This window comes from Luteimicrobium sp. DT211 (genome assembly GCF_049844995.1).
In the GTDB taxonomy this organism is placed as follows: Bacteria; Actinomycetota; Actinomycetes; order Actinomycetales; family Cellulomonadaceae; genus Luteimicrobium.
The window spans coordinates 346,976-360,426 of the sequence record NZ_JBNCMC010000004.1; the positions used below are offsets into that span (position 1 = coordinate 346,976).

At 72.1% G+C, this 13,451-nt stretch carries 3 protein-coding genes; all 3 read left to right on the forward strand.

Going from position 1 to position 13,451, the window contains the following annotated elements; all coding sequences use genetic code 11:
* The first annotated feature begins 32 nt into the window (after positions 1 to 32).
* On the forward strand, positions 33 to 6,089 hold the full coding sequence (locus ACLQ14_RS12500) for an Ig-like domain-containing protein (protein ID WP_425813433.1): 6,057 nt from the start codon (positions 33 to 35) through the stop codon (positions 6,087 to 6,089).
* A gap of 206 nt (positions 6,090 to 6,295) precedes the next feature.
* On the forward strand, positions 6,296 to 12,421 hold the full coding sequence (locus ACLQ14_RS12505; RefSeq protein WP_425813435.1) for an Ig-like domain-containing protein: 6,126 nt from the start codon (positions 6,296 to 6,298) through the stop codon (positions 12,419 to 12,421).
* A gap of 58 nt (positions 12,422 to 12,479) precedes the next feature.
* Positions 12,480 to 13,451: an AAA family ATPase gene (locus tag ACLQ14_RS12510; RefSeq protein ID WP_425813437.1), complete on the forward strand. Its 972-nt coding sequence runs from the start codon at positions 12,480 to 12,482 to the stop codon at positions 13,449 to 13,451.

Consider the following 13,451-nt stretch of genomic DNA (forward strand, 5'->3'; position numbering starts at 1 on the left):
CGGCCGCCGACCGAAGAACGCAGGACGACACCGTGGGGCTCCTCCAGTACCTCTCCGCGCGGCGCAAGACCGTCGCGTCCGTGAGCACGGTCTCCGTGGTGTCGACCGCCATGGTGGCGCTGGCGCTGGCGTACGACGGTGAGCCGACGGCCAAGGTCGAGCTGAACGACTCGGGCGTCTGGGTGACCCGCGCGACGGGGGCCGAGCTCGGGCGCTTCAACACGGCCGCGCAGGCGCTGGACGCCACCCTCGTCTCGTCGGGGACGTCGGCGGACGTGCTGCAGGAGGGGACCACGGTCCTCGCGTTCGACCCGAGCCTCGGGACGCTGAGCCCGGTGGACGTCGCCGACTCGAAGCTCAAGGGCACGGCCAAGCTGCCTGCCGACGCCCAGGTCGGGCTGGGAGCCGCCGCGGCCGCCGTACTGGACACCGAGAAGGGGCGTGTCTGGGTCCTGCCTGCGGAGGGCGTCGCGTCGTTCGACCAGGACGTCACCGAGCCGGTCGCCACCGTGAAGAAGGGCGGCGCGCTCGCGGTCGGTCCCGACGGCACGGTGCACGTGGCGGACCCGTCGGGCACGGTCCTCACCATCACGACGACGGCCGACGGCACGGCGCAGCACGTCTCGCGCGACCACCTCGACGGCGTGTCGCCGGGCGACGTCCTCTCGGTCACGGCGGTCGGGTCGCACGGGATCGTCCTCGACGTGACGTCGTCGACGCTCTACCTGCCCGGGCACAGCGTGGCCGTCGAGGGGACCGACCCGGTGCTGCAGCAGCCGGGCGGCACGTCGTCCGCGGTCGCCTACGCGACCACGGCGGGGCTCCTCCTGCAGCCGCTCGACGGCTCGTCGGCGACGACGCACGCCGCCCAGGGGCGTCCGGCGGCGCCTCTTCAGGTAGGGGGCTGCACGTACGGGGCGTGGTCGGGCACCGGCCAGGTGATCCGGGACTGCGCCGGGACCGCTCGCGACCTCGACCAGCACCTCGCGGGGCTGGACTCGGCGTCGACGCTGCGGTACCGCGTGAACCGGTCGAACGTCGTCCTCAACGACCTCGCGTCGGGCACGGTGTGGCTGGCCGCGGACCAGTTCCAGAAGGTGGACGACTGGGAGCAGAAGGTCCCGGAGAACGCGAAGGGCGAGCAGTCGGACGCGAAGGACGACAAGCCGGAGCAGGTCGACAAGCCGATCACGCACCGCACGGAGAAGAACCGGCCGCCCGTCGCCAAGGACGATCGGTTCGGCGTCCGCCCCGGGCGGTCGACGGTGCTGCCGGTGCTGTCGAACGACACCGACCCCGACGGGGACGTGCTCGCGGCCCAGCTCGACGGGCGCGGTCCGGACAACGCCACCGTCTCGCAGGTGATGGGCGGCGACGCGCTCCTCGCCACGACGGACGACGCGGGCGCGGGGACCTCGGCGTTCCGGTACCGGGTCACCGACGGGCGCGGGGGCTCGGACACCGCCAGCGTCCGGTTGACGGTCGTCCCGTACAGCTCCAACAGGAAGCCCGACCAGACGGGCGAGCCGGTCCTCACGATCGTGCGCGGGGGCACGGGCACCATCAAGGTCCTGCCGTACTTCCGCGACCCCGACGGCGACGACCTGTACCTCGCGGACGCGACGGCGAAGACCAAGGGCGACGAGGTGCGCTTCGAGCGCGACGGCACCGTCGAGTTCCGCGACGCGGGGGCGACCACCGGGCGCAAGGCCGTCTCGGTCACCGTCTCCGACGGCCTCGGCGGGACCACCGAGGGCACGCTGTGGGTCGAGGTGAAGGGCGCCGGCAACCAACCGCCCGTCGCGGTGGGCGACCACGCCGTCACGCAGCCGGGGCAGCCGGTCACCGTGTACCCGCTGCGCAACGACACCGACCCCAACGGCGACAGCCTGCGCCTCGCGACGGTCGAGCAGCCGTCCGGGGCCAAGGTCACGCCCAACTACGACGCCGGGTCGTTCCAGCTGGTCGCCGACCGGCCGGGTTCCTACGTCGGGACGTACCAGGTCAGCGACGGCCCGGCGGCGACCACGGGTGTCTACCGCGTGGACGTCGTCGACCCGGGCAAGGCGTCGGGGCCTCCTGTCGCGGTCCCGGACACCGCGCTGCTGCCGTCGGGCGGGCAGGTGCTCGTCGACGTCCTCGCGAACGACTCCGACCCGGCAGGCGGCGTGCTCGTCGTGCAGTCCGTGGACGTCCCCGACGGCGCGGGCGTCACGGTGGCGGTCCTCGGCCACTCGGTGCTGCGGATCACCGAGACCCGGAACGTCGAGAAGCCCGTGACCGTCCACTACACGGTCTCCAACGGGACGGACTCCGCCGTCGGGCAGGTGCGTGTCGTGCGGGTGCCGCCGCCGAACCGTCTCCACGCGCCGAACGCGACGGCCGACGAGGCGACGGTGCACGTCGGTGACGTCGTCACGATCCCGGTGCTCGCGAACGACACCCATCCCGACGGGCTCGCGCTGCTGCTCCAGCCCAAGCTCGCGCGCGAGCCCGCGGCGTCGCTGGGCACCGCGTTCGTCTCGGACCAGGTGGTGCGCTTCCAGGCCGGCGCGAAGCCCGGAACGGCCTACCTCATCTACCGGGTGCGGGACAAGAACGGCCAGGAGGACTCCGCCCAGGTGACGGTGCACGTCCTCGGTGCCGCCGAGAACTCGCCGCCGAAGCCGCCGACGATCCTCGCGCGGACCATCTCGGGCGGCTCGGTCACCATCACGCCGCCGCTCGACGGGACCGACCCCGACGGTGACTCGGTGCGCCTCACCGGCATCGGCTCGCCCGCGTCGAAGGGGGCTGCCAAGGTCACGGCCGGCACGATCGTCTACACGGCCGCGAAGACGTCCACGGGGACCGACACCTTCCAGTACGAGGTGGAGGACCGGCGCGGCCAGCAGGCCACGGGAACCGTCCGCGTCGGCATCGCGCCGCCGCCGTCGACCAACCAGCCGCCCGTCGCCGTCGACGACGCCGTGACGGTCCGTCCCGGGCGGGCCGTGTCCGTGGCGCCGCTCACGAACGACTCCGACCCCGACGGCGACCGCATCTCGCTCGTCTCGACGCTGCAGGCCCCGGAGGGGCTCAAGGCCGGGACGAAGGGGAACCTCGTGGTGCTCACCGCGCCCGACAAGGCCGGCACGTCGTCGATCTTCTACACGATCCAGGACACGCACGGCGCGCGGGCCTCCGGCGCGATCGTCGTGACGGTCGACGGGAAGGCGCCGCTCCGGGCTCCCGTCGCCAAGGACGACGTCGTCTCCGGCGCCGACGTCGTGGGCAAGACGTCGGTCGCGGTGCCCGTCCTCGCGAACGACTCCGACCCCGACGGCGCCGCGAGCACGCTGACCGTCACGACGGCCCAGCCCGGCGTGGCCGTCGGCGACGACGGCGTGCTGAGCGTGCCGCTGACCGACGCGGACCAGGTGTTCCGGTACACGGTCACCGACCCGGACGGGCTGACCGGCTCGGCCTTCGTGTGGGTGCCGGCCATCCAGACGGACGTGCCGACCCTCCGCGCCGACGCGCCCTCGCTCACAGTCCGCAGCGGCGAGCCGCTCAAGATCGACATCCGGTCGCTCGTGCGCGTCGCGGACGGCAGGACGCCGCGCCTCACGACGGACGCGAAGGTCAAGGCGGTCAACGGGACCCGGGTCGTCACCGACGTCCACCGGATCACCTTCACCTCCGACGCGAAGTTCGTCGGGCGGGCGAGCCTCGGCTTCGAGGTGACCGACGGCACCGGTCCGGGCGACCCGAAGGGGCACGTCGCGACGCTGACGGTGCCGATCACGGTGACGTCGCCCGAGAACCTGCCGCCCGTGTTCTCCGGCGCGCCCTCGGTCGACGTCGGGCAGGGCGACTCCGAGCCGGGCAAGTCCGACCTCGCGGGCGTCGTGACGGACCCGGACGGCGACGACCTGACCTTCACGGTCACGAAGGCGTCCTCGGGCCTGCACGCCGAGGTCGACGCCGACGGCATGCTGTCCGTGACCGCGGACCCGTCGCTCGCGAAGGGCTCGGACGGGACCGTCGCCGTGACGGTCTCCGACGGGCACAACCCGGCGGTCGAGGGGCAGGTCCACGTCGCGGTGGTGGCGTCGGGCCGGCACGTGCCGGTCGCGGTCGAGGACGACGTCCCCGAGGCCCTCGCAGGCCAGGAGCTCGCGATCCCGGTCCTGGCGAACGACGTGAACCCGTTCGCTGACGACGGCACGCCGCTCACGCTCACGGCGGTCGTGCTGGAGTCGGGCAGCGCGAGCCACCCCGTCGTGCGGGGTGACGAGGTCGTCGTCACGCCGGACGCCGACTTCCACGGCCAGATCGCGCTGCGCTACACGATCCAGGACGCCACCAAGGATCCCGACCGCCAGGTCGACGGCCAGGTGCTCGTCACGGTCCAGGGACACCCGGACGCGCCCGCCAAGCCCGAGGTCGGCACGATCGAGTCGCACCAGGTGACGTTGTCGTGGAGCCCGCCGAACAACAACGGCGCGGACATCACCTCGTACACGGTGACGCCGTCGTCGGGCGCGCCGCAGAAGTGCGTCACGACGACGTGCACGATCACGGGCCTGACGAACGACCAGGACTACACGTTCACCGTCGTCGCGACGAACGCGGCGGGCGACTCGGAGCCGTCCCCGGCGTCCGACACCGCCCGCCCCGACGAGCGTCCCGACGCGCCGGACGCCCCGACGCTCGAGTTCGGCGACGGCGAGCTCACGGTCACGTGGACGAACCGGACCTACACGGACCGGTCCGCCATCGAGAAGGTGAACCTGCAGATCTCGCCTGCGGCGCCGGACGGTGCCACGCAGCTCCCCAGCATCACCGGCACGACGACGGTCTGGAAGGGCCTGAAGAACGGCGTCGCGTACAAGGTGCAGGTCCAGGCCGTCAACGGCGCGCGGGACCCGTCGGACTGGGGGGCGTGGTCCGCGACCGAGACGCCGGCGGGCAAGCCCGCAGCCCCCGCGAAGCCGTCCGTCGCGCGCAAGTCGCTCGGCACGACGTCGCAGATGCAGGTCACGTGGGAGGCGCCGTCCGACAACGGTGGCGCGCTCTCGGGCTACGACGTCCAGGCGCTGCAGAACGGCACCGTCGTCAAGACCGTCACGGCGAGCGGGTCCGCGACCAGCGCGACCGTCGACGTCGGCGCCGACACCACGAACTACACGTTCCGGGTCCGTGCCAAGAACAAGGCGACGGAGAAGTTCGGCGACGCCGAGTGGAGTCCCGTCACCGACGCCATCCGCGCGTTCGCGGCGCCCGGCTCGGTCTCGGGGCTCGCTGCCTCGCCGACCGGAGCCAACTCCCAGGTGGAGCTCACCTGGGGCGCGGCGTCCGCGCCCGGCCTCGGGGCGAACGAGATCATGTACCAGTACACCGCCTGCGGCGGCGGCTGGACGGACGCGGGCGCAGGCGCCACGAAGGCGACCGTCTCGTGCGGCGACAACGGGACGAGGTACACCTACCAGGTGCGCGCGGTCCCGGACGTCGAGGGTGTCGACGAGGGCAACGCCGGTCCGGCGTCGCCGGCCACCGCGACGCCGTACGGTCCGCTGCCGGCACCCGAGGTCACGGCGACCCCGGGGGCGGGCCAGGTCACGTTCACGTGGTCGACGTCCGGCAACGGCCGCGACTACACGGTGAGTGGCGACACGACCGCGAAGTCCGGGTCGAAGGCCGTCGGAGGCACGTACCCGGGCTCGATCCGGTTCTGCGTCACCGTGACGGCCACGAGCGGCGCGGCCGCCTCGCAGCAGACCTGTGCCACCGGGTCACCGACCAAGCCGCACGTCGTCGTCTCGAGCGGCCCGCAGATGGACGTCTCCGGCTGCACGGGCCCGGTCTGCCACCGGTTCAACGTCACGCCGAGCTCCGACTTCCCGAGCGGGAGCCACGCCGTCGAGTGCATGTGGACGTACGGCGGGGCGGACCACTCGGTCGCGGGCCACAGCTCGCAGGTCACGCTCAACGCCGGGCAGACGACCACGATGGGTTGCGTCGCCGGCCACAACAACGGCGCCGTCGCGTGGGTGATCGTCGACGGGGTGTCGTACAAGGAGGACGCGACCACGTGGCCGAACTGACGCGCCGACCGCGCCGCCGGAACCGGAACCCCCGCGACCCGGGCATTTCGCCGGTCAACGATGCGATCTGTACCATCGGTGCCGGTGTTGCCGGTGTGACGCAGACGACGTTCGCGCCCGATCACAGACCGACGCACGCACGAACGACAGGGTAAGCAGTGGGGATTCTTCAGAGCCTGGGTGCCAGGCGTCGCTCGGTCGTTTCCGTGAGCACGGTGTCGGTCGTCGCGACCGCGATGATCGCGCTCGCGCTGACCTACGACGGTCAGGCGACCGCCCACGTCGACCTCAACGACTCCGGCGTGTGGGTGACCCGGGGCACCGGCGCCGAGCTCGGCCGGTTCAACACGGCTGCCCAGGCGCTCGACGCGACGCTCGTCTCGTCGGGCACGTCCGTCGACGTGCTGCAGCAGGCCGAGACCGTGCTCGCCTACGACCCGAGCCTCGGGACCCTGAGCCCCGTCGACGTCGCGGGCGCCAAGCTCAAGGGCACCGCGAAGCTGCCCGGCGACGCCCAGGTCGGGCTGGGTGGCCCGGCGGTGGCCGTGCTGGACGGGGACAAGGGCACGGTGTGGGTGCTCCCGGCGTCGGGCGTGGCCTCGTTCGACCCCGAGACGACCCCTGCCGCGACGACCGTGAAGAAGGGCGCCGTGCTCGCCGTCGGGACGGACGGCACCGTGCACGTGGCGGACCCCTCGGGCCAGCTCACGACGATCACCACGACGGACCAGGGCACCGCGCAGAAGGTCGGCCGCCGCCATCTGAAGGGCGTGGGCGCGAACGACGCGCTCTCCGTGACCGCGGTCGGCAGCACGCCCGTCGTCCTCGACGCCACCACCCAGAAGCTCTACCTGAGCGACGGCGCGGTCTCGGTGTCGGGTGCCGACGCGGTCCTCCAGCAGCCGAGCGGGGACTCCTCGACGGTCGCGTACGCGACGACCACGGGCCTGGTGTCGCAGCCGCTCGACGGCTCCGCGGCGGTCACGCACGAGACGTCCGGCCGCCCGACGGCGCCCGTGCAGGTCGGGGGCTGCACCTACGGGGCGTGGTCGACCACCGGGCAGGTCGTCCGCGACTGCGCGGGGACGATGCGCGACCTCGACCAGCACATCGAGAGCGGTGAGGCGACCCTGCGGTACCGCGTGAACCGGTCGAACGTCGTCCTCAACGACCTGGCGGCCGGGACGGTCTGGCTGGCGGCCGACGAGTTCCAGAAGGTCGACGACTGGGAGCAGAAGGTCCCGGAGGACGCGAAGGGCGATCCGTCCGACGCCGCCGACGACACCCCGGAGCAGGTCGACAAGCCGATCACGCACCGCACCGAGAAGAACCACCCCCCGGTCGCCAAGGACGACACGTTCGGGGTCCGCCCCGACCGTTCGACCGTGCTGCCCGTCCTCATGAACGACACCGACCCGGACGGCGACGTGCTTGCGGCGGAGGTGGCGGGCGACGGCCCGCCGAACGCGGTGGTCTCGCAGGTGCTGGGCGGCGACGCGCTGCTCGCGACGACGGACGAGACGTCGAAGGGCGCATCGACGTTCCGTTACCGGGTGACGGACGGCCGCGGAGGCGAGGACACGGCGACCGTCCAGCTCAAGGTCGTTCCGTACGACGTCAACCACAAGCCGGACCAGACCGGCGAGCCGGTGCTGACGATCGTCCGCGGCGGCACGGCCACCATCAAGGTGCTGCCGTTCTTCAGCGACCCCGACGGCGACGACCTCTTCCTCGGGGGCGCCGAGGCGAAGGTCAAGGGCGACGAGGTCCGGTACCAGACGGACGGCACGGTGGAGTATCGCGACTCCGGCTCCTCCACGGGCCGCAAGGCCGTCGAGCTGCTCGTGAGCGACGGGATGGGCGGCACGGCGCACGGCACGCTGTGGGTCGACGTCAAAGGGTCGGGCAACCAGCCGCCGGTCGCGGTGGGCGACCATGCGACGACCCGCCCCGGCGAGCCCGTCACGATCTACCCGCTGCGCAACGACACCGACGCGAACGGCGACGCGCTGCGCCTTGCCAGCGTGTCGCAGCCGTCGGGTGCCAAGGTGAGCCCGTCGTACGGGACGGCGTCGTTCCAGCTCGTCGCCGACAAGCCCGGCTCGTACGTCGGCACCTACCAGCTCAGCGACGGCCCGTCCGCGACGACGGGCGTCTACCGGGTGGACGTGGTCGCGCCGAAGACGAAGGCGGGACCGCCCGTCGCGGTCCCCGACACGGCGCTGCTCCCGTCGGGCGGCCAGACGCTCGTCGACGTCCTCGCGAACGACTCCGACCCGACGGGCGGCGTGCTCGTCGTGCAGTCGGTCGACGTCCCGGCGGACGCCCCGGTGACCGTGGCGGTGCTGGGGCACTCGGTCCTGCGGATCGCAGAGGCGCGTCACCTCAACGAGCCGGTGACCATCCACTACACCGTCTCGAACGGCACCGACACGGCGACCGGCCAGGTCCGGGTGATCCCCATCCCGGCGCCGAACAAGCTGCACCCACCGCACGCCGTCGCGGACGAGGCGACGGTGCACGTCGGCGACGTCGTGACGATCCCCGTGCTCACCAACGACACGCACCCCGACGGTCTCGCGCTGCTCCTGCAGAAGAAGCTCGCGCGCGAGCCGTCCGCCTCGCTGGGCCGAGCGTTCGTCTCTGACGACGTCGTGCGCTTCCAGGCGACCGGGAAGCCCGGCACGGCCTACCTCATCTACCGGGTGCGGGACAAGAACGGGCAGGAAGACTCCGCCCAGGTCACGATCCACGTGCTCGGCGACACGCAGAACTCGCCGCCCGCCCCGCCGACGATCACGGCGCGGGCGACCAGCGGCGGCACCGTGACGATCGCCCCGAAGCTCGACGGCGTCGACCCGGACGGCGACTCGGTCCGGCTCACCGGACTGGTATCGGCTCCGTCGCTCGGGACCGCCGAGGTCACCGCCGGCACGATCGTCTACACGGCGGGCGAGGGCTCGGTGGGCACGGACTCGTTCCAGTACCGGGTCATCGACCGGCGCGGCCTCGACGCGGTCGGCACGATCCGCGTCGGCATCGCCCCGCGGACCACCGTCAACCAGCCGCCCGTGGCGGTGAACGACACGGTCACGGTCCGGCCGGGGCGCACGGTGAGCGTCGCACCGCTCAAGAACGACTCCGACCCGGACGGCGACGCGATCTCGCTCACCGGCGACCTGCGCCTCTCGCCCGGCATCAGCGCGAAGCGCGAGGGCAACCTCGTGGCGTTCACGGCACCCGAGCAGAAGGGCACCTGGGCGGTCTACTACACGGTCGCCGACACGCGCGGGGGCCGGGCGACGGGCACCATCGTCGTGACCGTCGACGGCCAGGCGCCGCTCCAGCCGCCCGTCGCGCAGGACGACATCGTCTCCGACACCGACGTGGCGGACAAGAAGGTGGTGCTCGTCGGCGTCCTCGCGAACGACTCCGACCCGGACGGCTCGCCGAGCGCGCTGAAGGTCACGGCGCAGCAGCCGGGCGTCACCGTTCGCCCGGACGGGAGCATCTCCGTCCCGCTCACCTCCAAGGCCCAGGTGTTCCCCTACACGGTCACCGATCCGGACGGTCTCACCGACCAGGCGTTCGTGTGGGTGCCGGCGCTGCCGGGTGCCGTCGCCAAGCCTGACGACCCGGACGAGAAGGACCCGACCGCCACGACGCCGCCGCGGCCCGCGGTGCAGCCGCTCACCGTGAAGAGCGGCGAGCCGCTGACCATCGACGTCCGCAAGCAGGTGAAGGTCGGCAAGGGCCTGACCGCGCGCCTGACGACCGAGTCGAACGTCAAGGCGGTCAACGGCTCGCGCGACGTCCTGGACACCCACACCATCCGCTTCGTCTCCGACGACAGGTTCGCCGGGAACGCCTCCGTGTCGTTCGAGATCACCGACGGGAAGACGGCCGACGATCCGAAGGGGCGCACGCTCGTCGTCACCGTGCCGATCAAGGTCACGCCGCCGGAGAACGTGCCGCCGGTGCTGTCCGGCAGCCCGACCGTCCGGGTCGGGACCGGCGACGCCGACGGGCAGGAGGCAGACCTCTCCGGGATCGCGTCCGACCTCGACGACGATCCGCTGACCTACCGTCTCGGCGCCGTCCCGCGCGGCCTCAAGGCCACGATCGACGGCTCGGTCGTCCACGTCGTCGCCGACTCCGACACGCCCAAGGGCACCACCCTGGCGGTGCCGTTCACGGTCGGCGACGGCCACGCGGGGCACGACGTCGAGGGCAAGGTCACGGTGAGCGTCGTCGCCTCCAACCGGGCGCTCCCGGTCGCCGTCGAGGACGTCGTCGAGAAGGCGCCGCAGGGCAAGCTTCTGACGATCCCGGTGCTCGACAACGACACGAACCCGTTCGCGGTCGAGGGCAAGCCACTGACGCTCGTCTCGGTGACGATGGACACGCAGAGCGACGCCAGCACACCGGTCGTCAAGGACAACCAGGTCCAGATCACACCCGGCGCAGACTTCCACGGGCAGATCGCCCTGCGGTACACGGTGCAGGACGCGACGAAGGACCCGGACCGCCAGGTCGAGGGGCATGTCCTCGTGACCGTCCAGGGTCGTCCGGACGCGCCGGTCAAGCCGGAGATCGGGACGATCGAGTCGCACCAGGTGACGCTGTCGTGGACCCCGCCGAACAACAACGGCGCGGAGATCGACCACTACACCGTGACGCCGTCGGGCGCGCCGCCGCAGGAGTGCCTGACGACGACCTGCACCATCACGGGCCTGACGAACGACCAGGAGTACACGTTCACGGTCACCGCCCACAACGAGGTGGCCGACTCCGAGCCGTCCCCGGAGTCCGACCCGGCGCGCCCCGACCAGCGACCCGACCAGCCGTCGGCGCCGACGCTCGAGTTCGGCGACGGCGAGCTCACCGTGTCCTGGGCGAACCAGACCTACAGCGACCGCTCGGCCATCCAGTCCGTGAACCTGCTGATCTCTCCGGCGCCCGCGAGCGGGGTCGTCGAGATCGACGGGGTCACCGGAACGACCACGGTGTGGAAGGGTCTCGCCAACGGGACCGCGTACACGGTGCAGGTGCAGGCCGTGAACAAGGCGGACAAGCCGTCCGACTGGTCGGCCGCCTCGGCGTCCGAGTTCCCGGCGGGGAAGCCCGACGCACCCGCGAAGCCGGACGTCACGCGCACGTCGATCGGGACGACGTCCCAGATGAAGGTCACCTGGGGCACGCCGAACGACAACGGCGCCGACATCTCCGGGTACGACATCGCCGTGGTGCAGGGCTCGACGACCAGCAAGACGGTCACGGCGGCAGGCTCTGCGACCTCGGCCACGATCGAGGTCGGTGCGAGCACCACGGGGTACACGTTCATGGTCCGGGCCAAGAACAAGGCCACGGACAAGTTCGGCGATGCACCGTGGAGCCCGGCGTCCTCGCCGGTGCGGGCGTTCGCCAAGCCGGGAGCGCCGTCGAGCATCAAGGTCGCCGCGACAGGTGTCGACAAGCAGGTCACGGCGACGTGGGGCAAGGCGACCGGCGCCGGGCTCACCGCAAGCGAGATCCACTACGAGGTCCGGTGCGGGAGCGGCAGCTGGTCCGACCGGGGCGCCAGCGTCACCTCCTACACGTTCGCGTGCGGCAGCAACGGCACGGCGTCGACCGTCTACGTGCGCGCCGTCCCGGCCGTGGACGGCGTCGACGAGAGCAACGCGAGCAGTACCGTCAGCGGAAGTGCGGCGCCGTACGGGCCGGTGGGGTCGCCCTCGATCTCCTGGAACGGCTGGTCCGGTTCGGGAGGGTCGTACACCGGCTCGTTCGACGTGTCGTACACGAACAACAGCGGCCAGTCGGCCACGGTCACGGTCACGGGGTCCGCCTCGGGGTCGTTCACCGTCGCGGTGGGCGGTACCAAGAAGATCACCGTCACTACGGGCACGGTCGGCTACTCGAAGTCCGTCTCGATCACGGCGACCACCAAGGGCGCCAAGGACGGGAAGACGAGCAGCGCCGGCAAGGCGTCCTCGAGCGACAGCCCTGCCGCGCCGCCCCCTCCGGTCCAGAAGCTCTGGATCCAGAAGGGCGGCACCCTGAACTACTCGCCCCCGCAGGGCAACTGCACGAGCTCGAGCTGCAAGCGGCTCGTGCTGTACACCGAGAACTTCTCGGGCGCGGGCACCATCTACGTGGCGTGTGGCGACAGCGGTGGAACGTGGTCGTTCGGCCACACGTACAACGTGCCGGTGACCGGCTCGGTGCCCCTCCTGTGCACCGAGGCCGACTGGGACTCGAACACGCGAGCTCTGGTCGGGACCAACTCCTCGGGCGGCGGCGGGACGCCCGCCTACTGGAACGGCAGCTGATGCGTCACGCCGTCCCGCACCTCCAGACGCCAGACGACCAGAAGACAAGGACCGAACGATGACCATGACACCCGAGCAGTCCGCGTGGTTCGCGCAGACGTTCGACCGCCTCGCCGGCAACGTCGGCCAGGCCGTCCTCGGCAAGCCGACGACCGTGCGCCTGGTGCTCACGTGCATGCTCGCGGAGGGCCACGTCCTCCTCGAGGACGCGCCGGGCACGGGCAAGACGATGCTGGCGCGCGCGATCGCGGCGTCGGTCCAGGGCAGCCACAGCCGCATCCAGTTCACGCCGGACCTCCTGCCGTCGGACGTCACGGGCGTGACGATCTACGACCAGAAGACCGGCGCGTTCGACTTCCACCCCGGCCCGGTGTTCGCGTCGATCGTCCTCGCGGACGAGATCAACCGCGCCTCGCCGAAGACCCAGTCGGCGCTGCTGGAAGTCATGGAGGAGGGCCGGGTCACGGTCGACGGCGTGCCGCACTCCGCGGGCCGTCCGTTCATGGTCATCGCGACGCAGAACCCCATCGAGCAGGCCGGCACGTACCGCCTGCCCGAGGCGCAGCTCGACCGCTTCCTCATGAAGACGTCGCTGGGCTACCCGGACCGTGCGGCCGCCGTCGAGATCCTCGCGGGCTCGGCCCAGCGGGACCGTTCCGCGGCCCTGGCGCCGATCGTGACGACGCAGGCCGTGGCGGAGATGGCAGACCTCGCGGCGACGGTGCACGTCGACCCGGCCGTCCTCGACTACATCGCCGGGATCACGGAGGCGACGCGCGGCGTGCCGGAGGCGCGCCTCGGCGTGAGCATCCGCGGCGCGCTCGCGATGGCGCGCGCGGTCAAGGTGTGGGCCGCGAGCCAGGGCCGCAACTACGTGCTGCCCGACGACGTCAAGCAGCTCGCGCTGCCGGTCTGGGCGCACCGGATCGTGCTCGACCCCGAGGCGGAGTTCACGGGCACGACGGCGGAGGGCATCCTCGCGCGCGTGCTCGCGGACGTGCCTGCGCCGCAGGAACGTCAGACGGTCTGA